The 16314-nt window shown below is 43.2% G+C and carries 16 protein-coding genes; 14 read left to right on the forward strand and 2 right to left on the reverse strand.

Annotation, left to right across the window (positions count from 1 at the left end; all coding sequences use genetic code 11):
• Positions 1 to 29 precede the first annotated feature (29 nt).
• From BMX56_RS28375 to BMX56_RS28385, 3 genes are read left to right on the forward strand one after another with little or no spacing between them, the layout of a single operon-like run.
• Positions 30 to 890 (forward strand): universal stress protein, encoded by an 861-nt coding sequence (locus tag BMX56_RS28375; RefSeq protein ID WP_090653099.1) that lies wholly within the window; start codon positions 30 to 32, stop codon positions 888 to 890.
• Positions 891 to 916: 26 nt separating this feature from the next.
• Positions 917 to 1357 (forward strand): hypothetical protein, encoded by a 441-nt coding sequence (locus BMX56_RS28380; RefSeq protein ID WP_090653100.1) that lies wholly within the window; start codon positions 917 to 919, stop codon positions 1355 to 1357.
• Positions 1358 to 2212 carry a universal stress protein gene (locus tag BMX56_RS28385; protein ID WP_090653101.1) on the forward strand — a complete coding sequence of 285 codons (855 nt, stop codon included), beginning with the start codon at positions 1358 to 1360 and terminating at the stop codon, positions 2210 to 2212.
• Positions 2213 to 2279: 67 nt separating this feature from the next.
• On the opposite strand, the gene BMX56_RS28390 is transcribed toward BMX56_RS28385, so the two are convergent.
• Positions 2280 to 4061 (reverse strand): hypothetical protein, encoded by a 1782-nt coding sequence (locus BMX56_RS28390; protein WP_090653102.1) that lies wholly within the window; start codon positions 4059 to 4061, stop codon positions 2280 to 2282.
• 67 nt (positions 4062 to 4128) lie between these two features.
• Positions 4129 to 5085: a DUF542 domain-containing protein gene (locus BMX56_RS28395; protein ID WP_090653103.1), complete on the reverse strand. Its 957-nt coding sequence runs from the start codon at positions 5083 to 5085 to the stop codon at positions 4129 to 4131.
• A 120-nt stretch (positions 5086 to 5205) separates the two neighbouring features.
• On the opposite strand from BMX56_RS28395, the gene BMX56_RS28400 reads away from it, so the two are divergent.
• The 11 genes from BMX56_RS28400 (at position 5206) to adhP (ending at position 16228) form a co-directional block, all read left to right on the forward strand.
• A complete protein-coding gene (locus BMX56_RS28400) occupies positions 5206 to 7596 on the forward strand; it encodes a heavy metal translocating P-type ATPase (RefSeq protein WP_090653104.1) in 2391 nt (796 codons plus the stop codon).
• Positions 7593 to 7754 carry a cbb3-type cytochrome oxidase assembly protein CcoS gene (gene ccoS, locus BMX56_RS28405; RefSeq protein WP_090653105.1) on the forward strand — a complete coding sequence of 54 codons (162 nt, stop codon included), beginning with the start codon at positions 7593 to 7595 and terminating at the stop codon, positions 7752 to 7754. Before BMX56_RS28400 ends, ccoS begins: the two co-directional genes overlap by 4 nt.
• An 85-nt stretch (positions 7755 to 7839) precedes the next feature.
• Positions 7840 to 9966: a cytochrome-c oxidase, cbb3-type subunit I gene (gene ccoN, locus BMX56_RS28410; protein WP_090653106.1), complete on the forward strand. Its 2127-nt coding sequence runs from the start codon at positions 7840 to 7842 to the stop codon at positions 9964 to 9966.
• An 8-nt stretch (positions 9967 to 9974) separates the two neighbouring features.
• Complete coding sequence (locus tag BMX56_RS28415) at positions 9975 to 10163, forward strand: hypothetical protein (RefSeq protein ID WP_090653107.1); 189 nt, start codon at positions 9975 to 9977, stop codon at positions 10161 to 10163.
• The gene (locus BMX56_RS28420; protein WP_090653108.1) at positions 10160 to 11059 is read left to right on the forward strand and encodes a cbb3-type cytochrome c oxidase N-terminal domain-containing protein; all 900 of its coding nucleotides are present in this window, start codon (positions 10160 to 10162) and stop codon (positions 11057 to 11059) included. Before BMX56_RS28415 ends, BMX56_RS28420 begins: the two co-directional genes overlap by 4 nt.
• Before the next feature lie 2 nt (positions 11060 to 11061).
• Entirely contained in the window at positions 11062 to 12435 is a 1374-nt protein-coding gene (gene ccoG, locus BMX56_RS28425; protein WP_090653109.1) for a cytochrome c oxidase accessory protein CcoG, read from the forward strand.
• Between the two features lie 4 nt (positions 12436 to 12439).
• The gene (locus BMX56_RS28430) at positions 12440 to 12862 is read left to right on the forward strand and encodes a FixH family protein (RefSeq protein WP_177183953.1); all 423 of its coding nucleotides are present in this window, start codon (positions 12440 to 12442) and stop codon (positions 12860 to 12862) included.
• Positions 12859 to 13548 (forward strand): sulfite exporter TauE/SafE family protein, encoded by a 690-nt coding sequence (locus BMX56_RS28435; RefSeq protein WP_090653111.1) that lies wholly within the window; start codon positions 12859 to 12861, stop codon positions 13546 to 13548. Before BMX56_RS28430 ends, BMX56_RS28435 begins: the two co-directional genes overlap by 4 nt.
• 101 nt (positions 13549 to 13649) lie before the next feature.
• Positions 13650 to 14390, forward strand: coding sequence for a YoaK family protein (locus tag BMX56_RS28440; RefSeq protein WP_090653112.1), 741 nt, complete (start codon positions 13650 to 13652; stop codon positions 14388 to 14390).
• A gap of 448 nt (positions 14391 to 14838) precedes the next feature.
• Positions 14839 to 15186 (forward strand): hypothetical protein, encoded by a 348-nt coding sequence (locus BMX56_RS28445; RefSeq protein WP_090653113.1) that lies wholly within the window; start codon positions 14839 to 14841, stop codon positions 15184 to 15186.
• A 7-nt stretch (positions 15187 to 15193) separates the two neighbouring features.
• Entirely contained in the window at positions 15194 to 16228 is a 1035-nt protein-coding gene (gene adhP / locus BMX56_RS28450; protein WP_090653114.1) for an alcohol dehydrogenase AdhP, read from the forward strand.
• Positions 16229 to 16314: the final 86 nt, after the last annotated feature.

Raw genomic sequence — 16314 nt, forward strand, 5'->3', positions numbered from 1 at the left:
TACTCAAAAATAATTAAACCGTAAAAGCCATGAAAAAAATACTGATTGGTACCGATTTTTCAGAGAATGCTAAAAATGCCGCCATTTTTGGTTACAAACTGGCAGTGCAAACCAAAAGCGATATAGAAATATGTACAGCGATGATAATCCCGGCCGAAATTCCGCAAGCTGGCGTAATTGTGTGGCCTATGGAAGAATATCACGTTATTGAAGAAGGCGCACTAGCCGAACTAAAGCTGCTAAAAAAAGCACTTGAAGCACAACACGCCGATGGCGATTTTAAACCCCACATAAGCCTTAAGGCCCAACCAGGCACAGCTACTGATGTGTTAAAAACACTGGCCGAGCAGGATCATGCTGACTTGATAGTTGCCGGAACACATGGCGCCGGGGGCATAAGCAGCTTAATGCTTGGTAACCATGCACGCAATATGATTGATGCCACACCAACCCCATTATTGCTTATCCCATCGGGCTTCAGGTATACCCATATTAAAACCATTGCTATTGCACTTGATATGAAACATAAGGCCGAAGATTTTACGACCATTACAGGCATACTGCCGCTGGCAACTTTATTAAATGCAACCATACAATTGATACACATTTGCCACGAAGGCGAAGACACCGCCGAAGCAGGATTATACCTGACCGAAATGGTGCAAGAGGTTAAACAAATTGCAGGATATGCTAAAACAGGTTCATTAATTATTAAACAGGCCCCAACCGAAACCGGGCTTAACTGGTTATGTAACTACGGGAATGTTGATATGCTGGCTATGGTGCACCACCATCGCGGTTTACTTGCCTCGCTGTTTACCGGCAGCCATACTAAAAAAATGGCAGGGCACATTGCATCGCCCTTATTAGTAATACCAGCAAAATCTTAACAATTACTTTAATAAAAATTACCACCATGAATAAGTTAACACCCGATACCGGGTTAGAAGATGAAATACAGGAGCTTTATATTTTAGCCGGCCAGTGGATGAAAGATGTTTGTTTTATGGAGGATGAAATCCGTTTTTTTAATAACATTCTTTGTAAATATAACAACGCTGAACTTACTCCTGATATGATGATAAAAAAGGAAGAATTTGAACAGGAAGTATCCAAACAGGCAAAAAAAATCGATAGTCTTAAATCCGATATACCTGCATTTCTCGTATTTCTTAAACCGTTTGTAGGTAATGAGAAAGAAGCGATGAACCTTCATTTTATTGAAAAATATAGTGAACTGGCAAGTGGCTTAACCGAAGCTATGAATGCCTTAAAGGCAACAAAAAATAAGTTATTTACCTATGCGGAAAGAATTATGGCATCCGGCAAAATTATTCCAGTATTAAAAGATAACTAAATGAAGACGATAGCAGTTTTGACCGACCTTTCAGAAAAATCTGCCCATGCGGCCAAGTATGCGTTACACCTTGCCAGAAAGATGAGGGTTAATGTTAAATTTTATCACTTGCAACTGGTACCGGCGATATTTCATGCGCAGCCGGTTTTAAGCGGAGAGGATTATCCTGAAGAATTGATGATTGATAGCAAGCTGGCAGCGTTTTCAGAAATATTGGAAGCCGACTTAATGAAACGGGTTTTTCCGGGATCATTTATGCCGCAAACATCTGTTTACACCGGCAGTACGGATATGGTAGATGTGATGACAGAAATCATAAACGATACGGAGATAGCCTTTATTGTTATGGCCCCGCTTGAAACTGATGACTTGGCATCTTTTATAATGAGCGACGCATGCTGCAGGATAATAGACTGGACAACTGTACCCGTTTTGGTAGTGCCTCAAAACACCCCGCTGCGCAATATTGAAAAAATGGCATTTGCCACTACCCTGGACGCCGGAGATATCCTATCAATAGCAGAACTTGGCAGCCTGATGGATGGTTTCCACGCCGAATTGATGGTTGCTCACCTGAACAATAAGCCAGCCGACAATGATACAAAAGCTGCGGAAAAAGAAATTAACCGCAAACTTTATACCGACCTGCGTTGCGGAGGCGTATACTTTCGTAGTGTACCCGATATAAAGCATCAAAAAGATTGGGAATGGCTAAAAGCCAATAAACGGGCAGACTTGTTGGCCGTTGCTAAACAGCCGAAAGAACAAATGATATCTTTTTTTAAACGCGGCCAAAGTAGCCACGTAACCCACCATATAACCATCCCGGTTATGGTATTACCTAAAAGGCCCTGAACATTTAATAAATAAAAAGGCAGCCCTCACAAAAAAGGGCTGCCCATATATTCCACTTTGGCTATAACTATATGGCTATTCCGCTCAACTGCTCTTCTGAAGTGGTCAAATCATTTATCCAATCCTGCACTATACCAGATGTTTGATTTGCCGAACTGGCGAACAATTCTTTGTAATAGGCAACTCCATCCTGCAGCTGTAACTTAAATTTGCTCAATTGTTTCTTCTTTTTTTCGGTGATATCTTTCAGTTGCGATTGTAAATCGTTTTGAAGATAATCGATATAAAGGTTCAATTCCTTTATAAACATGTGCGGCCGCTTTATTTTATCAAGCAAATCCGTGGCGCCATAAATATGTTGCACCATTTCATCCAATGAGTAAGCCCGAGAAAAATAAGCGAGGTTAGGGCCCGGACAAATGGCAACCGCTTTATTTTCCCTTGGTTTTAACAAATCGTATTTTATATAAGCAGATGCGCAAAGCCCCTCGCACAGGCATATTTTTTCGGTAACTGCCTGGTACTGCTGCTCATATTCGTCGGCTGTAAGTTCCAGGGTTTGCAGCTGTTCAATTTTCAAATGCTGATACTCTCTTGAGGCCGTACAAATCGGTGTTTCGGTAAACTCGGTATTGCTTACCAAATACTTTTTAGTACATGGGCTGCCAGGCCGGCCTCTTTCTAAACGACTCATTCTCAATTCTTCCGAGGTACTTTTTTTAAAGTTATTGAACTGAATCCCTAATGGCGATGATCCGCTTAGGTAAAAATCATCTTCGGTAGCGGTTTCTAATTGGGTAAGCGTGTTTTCATCAACGTTGGTTACTTCAGGTACCAGCAAAAAAGGACTTCCCCACCCGGTAGCGTCCATATCATAATAATCTAACAAAAAACGGTTTTCATACGCCGTACCAATACCTCCCTGTACGGTAAGCTTTTGTTTTGGTGGGTGGGCTATAACTATTTGCTTTTGTAACAACACGGCCTGGTAAGTACTAAACAGCTCGTCAAGCATCTCCTGCCTTTTTTGTTTAAACTCCTCCAATATAGGCCCAAGTAAAAAGCCCTCGGTTGCAAACGCATGCCCGCCGCAGTTAAGGCCCGATTCTATCCTGAATTCAGATACCCACAAGCCTTTTTTAACCAAAAATTTGGCCTGTATGAACGCCGACCTGAAATCGCTTACTTTTAAAACAACTTTTTTAGTCAACTGCCCGTCATCGTCAGGAAAAAAAACGGGAAAAGCCTCCAGGTAACTATATAAACGAGGGTTCATACCTGCCGATAAAATAATTGACGAACGGAGTTTACTATTCGCAAAGCCCCGCAACGCTGCCAGGGCATCTGTAAAGGTATCACCACTGTAATCGCCGTTGGCGGTGTAATTCATTTTATCCAGTTTCGACATGATGTTTACATCAATGCTTCCCGGCTCCATCTCTTTAATCAGCCTTTGCTGAAATAATTTCTTTTGCATTCCTTCGGGATAATCGAGCATCAGGTCATACCCCTGCCTTAATCTTGACTGCTCAGGCAGCAGCTCAAAATACCGACAAAGGTCGTTTCCTTTGTCAAAGTCCATGGCCCGCAAATGATCAAACTGCCGCGAGGCCAACAGGTTAACCAGGTCGAGATACGCGGTAATCCGCTTTGCCCTGTAATCAGGTTCTTTTTTGGTTATCGCGGTATAGGGCTCATTATTTAGCTGGCTGTGGTAAGCCCGCATTCTTTCAATCAGCTCATCGTCTACAATAGATATAACAGACGATATGCCATAACGGGCAACTTTTAGCGGGGTATCAATGGAGTAACCAAGGCCCAAAACCGGGATATGAAATGTGTGAATCATAATATAAAATATTTAAGAGCAGAATTATTTGACATCAGTGTTTATAAATAGGTAACTAAGGGAATATTTAGGTTGATCGCATTTTATCGCGGATCGCTATCACTTTAGGAAAAAGCAAATTGTTTTCAAGATGAAAATTGAATAGCAAATCGTCCTCATAGTCCTGCAAAAGCTTGTATAATATATTGTAGGATGGAGAAACATAACGTGGAACCTGGTAATTATTGGTTAGCTGCCTGATAAGGCGAAAATCGGCTGCTATCTTTTCGTGCGAAGCCATTATATCGTAAAAAGCACTTAAAACAGCTCCCGTTTCATCCTCTGCAAGCGTACGTCCTTTAACATAACATTCTGATAGCTTTACAACATCCGGAAACAACGAGGACTCTTCAATTGATACATCATGCATCAAAACCTTCCCCGCGTTAAAAAAAATTGTGCTAATCTGGCCAATCTGCGGATGGCTTTCTCCATAACTAACAGCCATTTTTTGGGCAAGTTCGGTTATGAATGGCGTATTTATTTTGATGTATTGGTGATTTAGATTAACAAGGTAACGGCACAAAAAAGCAGGCGCCCAGCTTAATAGGTTTATAGTTTGTATCATGGGCTGGTTTAAGCACTGTGCCAGCTGCTGGCGCAGGTCATTTATATCCAAATGATCATCAAGACAAACCTCTTCCAACGTCCTCTTTCCGTTGCAGCTGAAGTCAATGCCCAACCTTTTAAACACCGTGGCATGCCGGTAATCTTTAGATACTATATCGCCTATGGTTTCATTATTTACCCAGGCCGTTTTCCGGGTGACCTGAACACGCCAAACTTCGGGCCCATCATGCAGTGTTTCCCAGCCAAACGCATACTTACACTCTGCCAGTAAACGAAAATAAAGCGGCCGCGGGTTTTGGTCATGATTTATTACTATTGATTGACCAATCTCCAACGCACTTAGCTTTTCAAAAATATCAACGTGCGTTGTGTCTGGAACAATCATCCTAACATCAAAAGTTTCCGGCCTATTCATCAACAACAAATCTATCAGCGTTCATGCTCCCAAAAAATGACGAGGGTCACTTTAGCCCATAACGTCCATCATTTAAACTCCCGCCCTGAAAATGGACTTTTGATAAACCAGAATAAAAAGATGACGAACGACACAATTCTTGTTAAAACATTATGCTACCATTGCGGCGATGAATGTTTAACTACCTCATTTGTAGCAGATGAAAAACAGTTTTGCTGCCAGGGCTGTAAAAGCGTGTACCAGATTTTGGCAGGCAGCGGCCTTGGCAGTTATTATAATTACAACGATCACCCGGGTGCAACCCGGGCACGGGTTAGCAAACGATTTGATTATTTAAGCGAATCATCTATAGTTAACGATTTGTTGGATTATACCGATGAGCATATCACTATCATCACTTTATATATACCTCACATTCATTGCAGCTCGTGTTTGTGGCTGCTTGAACAATTAAACAGGTTTAACCCTGCCATACATTACTCCAGGGTCGACTTTTTAAAAAAGCAATTAATAGTACGTTTTGATCATCGTATTTGCAGCTTGCAACAGTTGGTAGAGTTGCTTTATGATATCGGTTACGAACCATTAATCAGCCTGCAGGATGTTATCAAAAAGCAAAACTCAGCCAATAAAGGCAACCTGGTTCAAAAAATAGCTGTGGCCGGTTTTTGCTTTGGCAATGTTATGTTGCTAAGCTTTCCCGAATATTTTGGCCTTTCGGCCTTTGAGCAAACTTTTAAACATTTTTTTGGCTACCTGAATATAGTATTCACATTGCCCGTGGTATTTTTTTGTGGTCGCGATTATTTTGTTTCTGCCTTTAATAATTTAAAAGCCAGGACCCTCAATATTGATTTTCCATTAGCGCTGGGCATCGCTGTACTTTTCATTCGCACCGTAGCCGAAGTATTAGCCCATACCGGGGCCGGATATGCCGATACCCTTTGCGGCCTGGTTTTCTTTTTACTGGTGGGCAAATTTGTACAGCAAAAAACATATCACCATATTTCGTTCGAGCGCGACTACCGCTCATTTTTTCCCGTTGCAGTACAGGTATTAACCGGCGATACTGAAAAACCTATACCCCTGGCACAGCTTGTTACCGGCCAAAGGATATTGATACGCCATAATGAAATTATTCCGGCTGATGCTATCCTGCTAAAAGGAGATGCGCTCATTGATTTTAGTTTTGTTACCGGCGAAGCAATCCCTGTAAATAAAACATGGGGCGAAATTATTTACGCGGGAGGGCGGCAAACCGGCGATGCCATTGAGCTGGAAGTAGTGAAGCCGGTATCGCAAAGCTACCTTACACAGCTTTGGAATAACGAAGCTTTTACCCGGAAACAGGATAGCAGAACGAAGACCTTTAGTGAAACAATTAGCAAATACTTTACAATAGCGCTGCTGATTATTGCATTTGGGGCATTATTGGCTTGGCTATTTACCGATTACCGGCGGGGAATTGATGCTTTTACTGCCGTACTTATAATTGCCTGCCCCTGCGCCCTTGCCCTAAGCACGCCCTTTACCATGGCCGCGGCACTAAGCATATTTGACAGGAACCTTTTTTACCTTAAAAATACCCGGATTGTTGAACAACTGGCCGCCATTGACACTATTGTAATGGATAAAACCGGCACTATATCAACAGGTAACAGCAAAAGCGTAGTAATACAAGGCCAGCTTACCGAAAAACAAAAACAGTTGATATACAGTGCCTGCCGTAACTCGATACATCCCCTAAGCCGAATGATCTGTCAATTTTTAGGCGACTATAAAAAGCTGCCGGTAGCAGATTATAAAGAGATTCCCGGTAAGGGAATTACAGCAACTGTAGAAAGCAATACTTTACGCATGGGTAGCGGGGCCTTCGTATTTGGCTTTGCCGAAGGTGGCGTGCGCAATACCAGTGTGCATATAATGATTAATAACCATTACCTGGGGTATTTTCAATTTGCGCAGGAATACAGGGCGGGGATGGAAAACATCGGCTCGCTAACTAATAACTATGACCTGTTTTTGCTTTCAGGCGATCATGATCATGAACGTACAGACCTGGTACAATTTTTTAAGGCAGATAAAGCCATGCATTTTAACCAGTCGCCCCAGGATAAGCTGGAGTTTATAAAAGCGCTTCAGCAAAAAGGGAAACAAGTTTTAATGCTGGGCGATGGATTAAATGATTCGGGTGCACTAAAACAAAGCGATGCCGGGATAGCGGTTACAGACGATGTAAACAACTTTTCGCCGGGCTGTGATGCTATTTTAGATGGAAAATCATTTAGCAAACTGCCAGCTTTCCTTCGCTTTGCCAGGGATACGGTAAACGTTATCCGCCTGTCGTTCCTCATCTCCCTTACTTACAATATCATAGGCCTTAGTTACGCGGTTACCGGTCATTTATCTCCTTTAATAGCCGCCATATTAATGCCATTGAGTACTGTTACCATTATTTCATTTACTACGCTGGCAACCCATTTTGCAGCCAAAAAACGAAAACTCATATGAACATCATTTATTTTTTAATTGGCTGCAGCGTTTTGCTCGCGCTGATATTTTTAGCCGCCTTTTTCTGGGCGCAGCGCAGCGGTCAAAATGATGACCTGTACACACCATCTATGCGTATCCTGCTTGATGATGACGATGCTGAAGCCGATAAAAAGTGATGCTAATCACTTTTAAAGCAAACTGTCATCATTCTGTCACCCATTGCACTTCAATAATTTTACACCCATAAAAAGATAACATTTTATGCAGCCCGAAAAATTTTACTATGACAACAAAATCGTCCGGAATTTTGGTATCGCTACCGTAATCTGGGGGATAATCGGCATGACTGTAGGCTTAATTGTAGCCATTCAGCTTTATCACCCGGCCGCCAACATGGGTAACCAGTACACTACATACGGTCGTATCCGTCCGTTACATACCAATGCGGTAATATTTGCCTTTGTGGGCAATGCCATTTTTATGGGCGTTTATTATTCGCTGCAACGCCTGCTCAAAGCAAGGATGTTTAGCGATGTACTTAGCCAAATCCATTTTTGGGGATGGCAGCTTATTATTTTATCGGCAGTTATTACACTTCCCTTAGGTTTAACTACATCACATGAATATGCCGAACTGGAATGGCCTATAGATATTGCCATCACCGTAATTTGGGTGGTGTTTGGCTGGAACATGTTTGGCACCATATTTAAACGCCGCGAAAGACATTTATACGTAGCCATTTGGTTTTACATAGCCACTTTTGTTACCATAGCCGTGTTACACATTGTAAACTCATTTGAGTTACCGGTATCTGCATTTAAAAGCTATATGGTTTATGCCGGCGTTCAGGATGCATTAGTGCAATGGTGGTATGGCCACAATGCTGTTGCGTTTTTCCTGACCACCCCTTACCTGGGTATGATGTATTACTTTTTGCCCAAAATGGCCAACCGCCCTATTTACTCCTATAAATTAAGTATCCTGCACTTTTGGGCGCTTATATTTATCTACATATGGGCCGGCCCTCACCACCTTTTATATACCACCTTACCCGGCTGGGCACAATCATTAGGTGTAGCTTTTTCTATAATGCTGATAGCGCCAAGCTGGGGCGGTATGATAAACGGATTATTAACCCTGCGCGGTTCATGGGATAAGGTAAGGGACGATGTGATCCTTAAATTTATGGTTGTAGGTTTAACCGCCTACGGTATGGCCACTTTTGAAGGCCCTATGCTTTCGCTTAAACAAGTAAACGGTATAGCGCACTTTAGCGACTGGATTATTGCACACGTGCACGTTGGCGCTTTAGGCTGGAATGGTTTCTTAACCTTTGCTATCCTGTACTGGTTAATCCCACGTATTTATAAAACAGAGTTGTTCTCTAAAAAAATGGCTTCGTTCCACTTCTGGATAGGCACACTGGGTATCCTATTTTATGCCATACCCATGTACTGGGCCGGTTTTACACAAAGCCTGATGCTGAAAGAGTTTACCGCCGAAGGCATGCTGAAATATCCAAACTTTTTGGAGTCTACATTGCAGATATTGCCTATGCACATGATGCGGTCTGCAGGCGGCGCTATGTATTTATTGGGTGTAATAGTAATGGCTTATAACCTTACCCGCACAGCCTTGCAAGGCAAGCTGGTTGCCGATGAAGCAGCGCAGGCAATGCCACTTGAGCCCGTTCATATGATTGCGAGGGAAAACAGCTGGCATCGCAGGCTGGAACGTAAACCCATACAAATGCTCATTGCTGCCCTGTTGGTTATCCTTGTAGGCACCTTTATCGAACTGATGCCAACGCTAACTGTATCTTCAAATATCCCAACCATTGCCGCTGTAAAACCTTATACACCACTTGAACTTCAGGGCCGCGACTTATACATTCGCGAGGGTTGTGTTGGCTGCCACTCGCAAACTATCCGCCCTTTCAGGTCTGAAACAGAACGGTATGGGGAATATAGCAAGGCCGGCGAATTTGTGTACGATCACCCGTTTTTATGGGGATCGAAACGTACCGGACCCGACCTGGCCCGCGAAGGTCAAAAATATGGTAACGCATGGCACTACAATCACCTGATGGATCCGCGCCTGATGTCGCCGGGAAGCATCATGCCTAATTACGACTGGCTGATAACCCAAAACCTGGATACGGCATCAACCCGCGCAAAAATAAACGCTATGCGCAAATTAGGTGTACCATATCCGGCAGGTTATGAAAACATAGCTAACCAGGACCTCGAAAAACAGGAAAAAGAAATTAGGGACAACCTTTATGCCGACCACATTAAGGTTAAAAGCAACAAGGAAATCATCGCCCTAATTGCTTACCTGCAACGGTTAGGAACAGACATTAAAGCAAACAAAACTGCCAATAAATAATCACCATCATGTTTAAGCAATTTACAGAAAACATCAACGCAAACCAGGCATACCTGCTGTTCTCGTTGGGGATATTCTTTGTGTTTTTTATTGTAGTAACCATTATGCTCATTCGCATCAGGAAGCCACATGTTCAATATATGAGCGATTTGCCATTAGAAGATAGTTTAACAGATCAACAACCTTTTCAGTCATGAAGTACCAACGCATTATATTAATATCAGCATTTGTATTATTTATTCAGCCCGTTATGGCTGATGGTCTTATTCCGGGTGATGTAATGAATTATATTGCTTATGGAGTTGTTGTTGGCATGTTGCTGCTTTTTTTAATAGCTATGCTGGTACTGGTAAAAACCTTTAACGTTTTAGCACGTGTAATGCTTAAACAGCAGGGATTATCAGAAGCCGAAATAGCCGAGCAAATGAACCCTGTTAAGGAAAAGAAAGCCAGGAAACCAAAAGCAGAAGTTTGGCAAAAGCTTCTTTCACTCAGGCCCCTGGAAGAGGAACATGAACTCCTTATACAGCATGATTACGATGGCATACAGGAACTTGACAACCCAATACCCGGCTGGTTTATGTATCTTTTTTATGGCACCATTATTTTTGGAGCAGGCTACCTGCTTAACTACCATGTATTTAAAACCGGGCAGTTGCAATATGCCGAGTATAAAACAGAAATGGCACAGGCCGACATCGAAAAAAAGGCGTTCCTGAGCAAAGCCGCCAACCGGGTTGATGAAAACACGGTAAAACTGGTGAAAGATCCGGCGGTACTTGCAGCTGGCGAGGGGATATTTAAAACCAATTGCGTTGCTTGTCACGGCGATCATGCCCAGGGAAATGTTGGCCCCAACCTTACAGATGATTTTTGGCTGCACGGCAGCAAAATAAACGATTTGTTTAAAACCATTAAATACGGAGTGCTTGCCAAAGGGATGCCAACCTGGGAAAAACAATTATCGCCAAAGCAAATTGCCGATGTGGCCAACTACGTTAAATCATTACACGGTACTCACCCCGCTGGCGCAAAAGAGCCGCAGGGAACAAAAGAGACCGATACAGACGATAAACTTGCAGCAAATAAATAACCATGGACGGATTACTGGTAGCGAAAGAGACGAATAAGCGCAAGTGGATATACCCGCTAATCCGTAAAGGAAAACTATATAAATGGCGCTCGTGGATTAGCTATGGCTACCTGCTGCTATTTTTTGCAGGCCCGCTTATCAGGATCAACGGGCAACCATTGCTGCTGCTGAATTTTATGGAGAGGCATTTTGTTATCCTGGGGCAGGTTTTCTGGCCCCAGGATATCTTCCTGTTTGTTTTGGCATCGCTGGTATTTGTGGTGTGCGTGGTATTGTTTACTATCGCTTTCGGCCGTGTTTTTTGCGGCTGGATTTGTCCGCAAACCATCTTTATGGAAATGTTTTTCAGAAAGATTGAGAACTGGATTGAAGGAGATGGCAGCAAACAAAAAAAATTAGACGCAGGCCCCTGGACCAAAGAAAAAATACTGAAAAAGGGGAGCAAACATTTGCTGTTCATCATATTCTCGTTCCTGATAGCTAACACCTTTTTAGCTTACCTTGTAGGCAGCGATGTATTATTTAAAATAATAACCGAACCGGTACAGCTGCACCTGGTTGGCTTTTTAAGCATCTGGGTTTTTACTATTGTTTTTTACCTGGTTTACAGCCAGGTAAGGGAGCTGGTTTGTACGGTAGCATGCCCCTACGGACGCCTGCAAGGTGTACTACTGGATAGGGATACCCTGGTGGTAGCCTATGATGAGGTGCGCGGAGAACCAAGGGGAAAGCTTTCAAAAACAGCCAATAATGGCCCCAAAAAAGGCGATTGCGTAGATTGTGGCCTGTGCGTATCTGTATGCCCTACCGGCATAGATATAAGGCAGGGCACACAAATGGAATGTATTAACTGTACTGCGTGTATTGATGTTTGCAACGAGGTAATGGATAAAATCCATAAACCGCTTAACTTGATTGGATTTTACTCGGAAAACATGATCCACAAGCAGCAGAAACCGTCGTTTACCGGCAGGATGATGGGCTATAGCGGAATCATTATTGTTTTAATGACGGTGCTTTGTTACTTCATTTTCAGCAGGGGCGATATGGACCTTGCGGTTATGCGCAGCGCCGGCATGTTGTACCAGGAACAAAAAAATGGTATTATAAGTAATATTTATAATGCCGAGGTTATAAACAAATCAAACCAAAGCCGCGATATTACCATACAACCTAACGATCCGGCTATAAAGATAAAATACATCCAGACACCCGGAAAAATAGCTGCCGGAAGCTCGGTTAAAACCGTGTTTTTCCTGATGATCCCGGCCACGCATATCAAATCGGCAAAAACGGATGTCAAAATCAACCTGGTATTAAATAACAAAGTAATTCAAACGGTCAGTACAGCGTTTGTAGGGCCACCAAATGATTAAAAAGATGAATTGGGGAAAAGGATTAATTGCGGGCATGGCCATGTTCATGCTGTTTATCATATTTATGTGCGTAAAAATGTTTGCTTTACCAGCCGATGAATATGACCACCATTATTATGAAAAAGGGCTTAATTTTGATAAAGATTATGCAAAAGAAAAACAGGTTGTTACAGACCATGCCCAACCGGTAATACGCATAAACGGCAAACAGGTAAGCATAACCTTTATAGCGCCCGCAACAGGCAGCGTTAAATTCATTCGCCCTTCCAGCCAGGCGCTCGATAAAACCTTCTCCATAAACACCGAACTCGGCAAAACTGCCAATCTCGATGCTGCTGCTCTTGTTAAAGGCCGTTGGAATATGGTATTGGAATGGAAGAGCGACCGAAAATTGTACCTGTACGAAAAGGAAGTAGATATAGAATGAGCAGCAACCAGGTAGCTTTTTTTATTGGCCTGTTTGGCAGCGTGCACTGCATTGGCATGTGCGGCCCGCTTGCTTTTGCAGTACCATCGTTTCATTCGCAGTGGTGGATGGTAGTGGTTGATAAATTTGTATACAACGCCGGGCGCGTTATTACTTATACCCTGCTGGGTTTGCTGATAGGCTTATTGGGCAGGCAGCTTTGGCTGGCCGGTTTACAACAAAGTGTCAGTATAATAAGCGGCTTATTAATTATCATGGCCGGCTTTTCGCGTATGTTTAAAATTAAGTTTAGCCAAAGTAAGCTGATGCCCAAAATGTTGGCCCCAATTAACAAGCTTATAGGTTTCGCGCTGAAACATAAGGCAGGTCATTTCGCGGTAGGTTTGCTTAACGGTTTCCTGCCCTGCGGCTTTGTATACCTGGCCCTTATTGGCGCGGTAAATACAAGTTCGCCCTATTCATCCGCGCAGTATATGTTCTGGTTCGGGATAGGTACTTTTCCGTTAATGCTACTGGCCACGGTAAGTATGGGTTTTATCGGGCCGCGGGTTCGCAACCGTATTAATAAAGCCATGCCTTACCTAATGGTATGTTTAGGGTTGTGGTTTGTGCTGCGCGGGTTGGGTTTAAACATCCCCTACCTAAGCCCTGCTACACAATCGCAGGAAATAAACAATTGCCGTTAGGATAGTTCTTAGTCGAAAGTTTTAAGTTCTAAGTCAAAAATGACAATTCAAGCTCAGAACTTAAGGCTTCGGGCTTAGTACTTAAGACTTATTTATAACAAATGCTGAGACACCTGGGTAATAAAAGAACGTACAAGCATAACGTAAAACTTGCTTCGCTGCTTGGGCTTACTGCAGGTTTTGTAAATGCAGCCGGTCTTCTTGGCTTTAGCGTGCTTACCACCAATGTAACAGGGCATGCGGCACTATTTGCCGAGCAAATTGCCCTGCAAAACTGGAAAACAGCCCGGGTAATTGCCTTATGGATGTTCCTTTTTTTAGCCGGAGCATTTGTGTCGAGTTTTATTATTTCCCGGATAGGCAAAAATCAGCGTTATTCTTACGTAATACCTATTTTAATTGAAACTACCATACTGCTCAGCGTTGCACTATTGGGCCACCGGTATGATCATAGCTTAGTGGGAAAAGAAATATTTGCCGGTAGCCTGCTATTTGCCATGGGGCTGCAAAACGCGCTTGTATCAATGGTGTCGGGTTCGGTTGTACGTACCACCCACCTTACCGGTACATTTACCGACCTTGGAATTGAACTCGCCCAGCTTTTCAGGCGTAAAGCAGAGGATAGGACAGCCTTAAAAGCTAAAATAAAATTACGCATGGCTATTATCCTCTTTTTTATGTGCGGCGCGTTGGCAGGTGCCTATATTTTTCGCTGGCTGCATTTTTATTGTTTTTTCGTCCCTGTTATCATATTAATATACACCTTGTTGTATGATATTTTTCGCATTGCGGTTAAGCAATATTACCGGAGTATGCAAGGCCGTTTGAAAGGGCCGATTTAAATACTGCAATCGAATATTTTTTAATTACTTCCAACGGGCTACTGTAATTTTTTTACATCCTACTGGTACCATGTTTAGTCAAACATCGACTTTGAACGCTGGCCGAGACTCACCCGGTGAGGCTACGCCCGCCACCCTCTCTTCGGCTTCCCCGGAAAGAGGGGCTTGAAAATTTATTATTTATTTTTTCTATATAATATATTGATATTCAGCATTCAAGCCCCTCTTTCCACCGCAGGTGAAGAGAGGGTGACAAGCGCAGCGATGTCGGGTGAGTCTTAGTCGCCATGTGATATACCTCCTTCCCCCAATAACGAATCGCACACCCCCTCCTTTTTATTTCCTCCAAACACCCATGGTGTGACGATCATCACTTTTTGCAGTGCCTGTTGTCATGGTGCTCCCTGTTAATTCCAGGGATATTTGCGGTATAAAAATAAATTGAATCATGGAAACTACAATGAGTACCCGTGTCCAATGGACCACCAAACCAACAACAGAAAAAAACACCCAAAGTTTAACTTACAAATGGAACACCTTTGTAAATAGCCAGGCCGATAGTAAAACATTATGGTTTCTGGTATCACTGGTTTTTCAGGGTGTATTTTTTTTACCGGTACCCGCCATATTGTTATATTATTTTAACGCCCCTATACTTGTTTTGGTTGTAACCTTAACGTTATTTTTTGCCAACATTATTGCGGGTATGGGCGGCGCCGGCATTAAAACCTTGCTTACCCTGTTTGCTGCAAGCATAGCGCTTCATGCCCTGATGCTTATTGTGTTTACTATTTAATATACCTATGATACCTCAAAAAATGAAAGCAGCCGTAATACGTGAGTTTGGCGCACCACTACAAATTGAAGACGTGGAGGTTAAAACCCCGAACGCAAACCAGATATTGGTTAAAGTAATTTCCTGTGGTGTTTGCCACACCGACTTGCACGCCTGCAATGGCGACTGGCCGGTAAAACCCAAACTCCCCCTTATTCCGGGTCATGAAGCTATTGGCTATGTTGTGGCCCTGGGCGCCGAGGTGAAGAACGTAAAAGAAGGAGATATTGTAGGTGTGCCCTGGCTGCACAGCGCCTGCGGCTGTTGCGAGTTTTGTATTACAGGCTGGGAAACCCTTTGCGGAACCCAGCAAAACGGCGGCTACAGTGTAGATGGCGGCTTTGCCGAGTACGTTTTGGCCGATCCGCGTTATGTGGCGCACTTCCCTGCGGGCATTAATTTTACCGAGATGGCGCCTATTATTTGTGCCGGTGTAACGGTGTATAAAGGATTAAAAGAAACGGAAGTGAAACCTGGCGAATGGGTAGCTATATCCGGCGTTGGCGGCTTAGGCCACCTTGCTGTACAATATGCCAAGGCCATGGGCATGCACGTGGCGGCAATTGATGTTGCTGATGATAAACTGGCACTTGCCCAAAAATTAGGCGCCGAACTGATTGTTAATGCTAAAGAACAAGATCCCGGCGCGTACCTGCAAAAAGAAACCGGCGGTATGCATGGTGTTTTGGTTACGGCAGTATCGCCAATAGCTTTTAGCCAGGGGATATCGGCGCTGCGCCGCAAAGGTACCATAGCGCTTAACGGCTTGCCCAAAGGTGCCTTTGACCTGCCGATATTTGAAACCGTGCTTAACCGCTATACCGTAAGAGGATCAATAGTTGGTACCCGTAAAGATATGGAAGAAGCCATTGCGTTTGCAGTTGAGGGCAAGGTTAAAGCAACGGTACACGCCGCTAAATTAGAGGATATCAACACGGTGTTTGACGATATGAAAGCCGGCAAAATTGACGGCCGCGTTGTATTAGAGATAGCCAAACCATAAAATATCGCCCCAAAAATCAACATCATAATCCAAACAAAAGCCAGGAACCTAAAAGTTACCTGGTTTTTATTTGGGCTAAAAAATAC

The sequence above is a fragment of the Mucilaginibacter sp. OK283 genome (genome assembly GCF_900110415.1).
Classification (GTDB): domain Bacteria; phylum Bacteroidota; class Bacteroidia; order Sphingobacteriales; family Sphingobacteriaceae; genus Mucilaginibacter.

What these genes read in the sequence shown, in the direction of transcription:
- BMX56_RS28375 (WP_090653099.1), top strand. Translation starts at nt 30, where the DNA reads ATGAAAAAAATACTGATTGGTACCGATTTTTCAGAGAATGCTAAAAAT.
- BMX56_RS28380 (WP_090653100.1), top strand. Translation starts at nt 917, where the DNA reads ATGAATAAGTTAACACCCGATACCGGGTTAGAAGATGAAATACAGGAG.
- BMX56_RS28385 (WP_090653101.1), top strand. Translation starts at nt 1,358, where the DNA reads ATGAAGACGATAGCAGTTTTGACCGACCTTTCAGAAAAATCTGCCCAT.
- BMX56_RS28390 (WP_090653102.1), bottom strand. Translation starts at nt 4,061, where the DNA reads ATGATTCACACATTTCATATCCCGGTTTTGGGCCTTGGTTACTCCATT.
- BMX56_RS28395 (WP_090653103.1), bottom strand. Translation starts at nt 5,085, where the DNA reads ATGAATAGGCCGGAAACTTTTGATGTTAGGATGATTGTTCCAGACACA.
- BMX56_RS28400 (WP_090653104.1), top strand. Translation starts at nt 5,206, where the DNA reads ATGACGAACGACACAATTCTTGTTAAAACATTATGCTACCATTGCGGC.
- ccoS (WP_090653105.1), top strand. Translation starts at nt 7,593, where the DNA reads ATGAACATCATTTATTTTTTAATTGGCTGCAGCGTTTTGCTCGCGCTG.
- ccoN (WP_090653106.1), top strand. Translation starts at nt 7,840, where the DNA reads ATGCAGCCCGAAAAATTTTACTATGACAACAAAATCGTCCGGAATTTT.
- BMX56_RS28415 (WP_090653107.1), top strand. Translation starts at nt 9,975, where the DNA reads ATGTTTAAGCAATTTACAGAAAACATCAACGCAAACCAGGCATACCTG.
- BMX56_RS28420 (WP_090653108.1), top strand. Translation starts at nt 10,160, where the DNA reads ATGAAGTACCAACGCATTATATTAATATCAGCATTTGTATTATTTATT.
- ccoG (WP_090653109.1), top strand. Translation starts at nt 11,062, where the DNA reads ATGGACGGATTACTGGTAGCGAAAGAGACGAATAAGCGCAAGTGGATA.
- BMX56_RS28430 (WP_177183953.1), top strand. Translation starts at nt 12,440, where the DNA reads ATGAATTGGGGAAAAGGATTAATTGCGGGCATGGCCATGTTCATGCTG.
- BMX56_RS28435 (WP_090653111.1), top strand. Translation starts at nt 12,859, where the DNA reads ATGAGCAGCAACCAGGTAGCTTTTTTTATTGGCCTGTTTGGCAGCGTG.
- BMX56_RS28440 (WP_090653112.1), top strand. Translation starts at nt 13,650, where the DNA reads ATGCTGAGACACCTGGGTAATAAAAGAACGTACAAGCATAACGTAAAA.
- BMX56_RS28445 (WP_090653113.1), top strand. Translation starts at nt 14,839, where the DNA reads ATGGAAACTACAATGAGTACCCGTGTCCAATGGACCACCAAACCAACA.
- adhP (WP_090653114.1), top strand. Translation starts at nt 15,194, where the DNA reads ATGATACCTCAAAAAATGAAAGCAGCCGTAATACGTGAGTTTGGCGCA.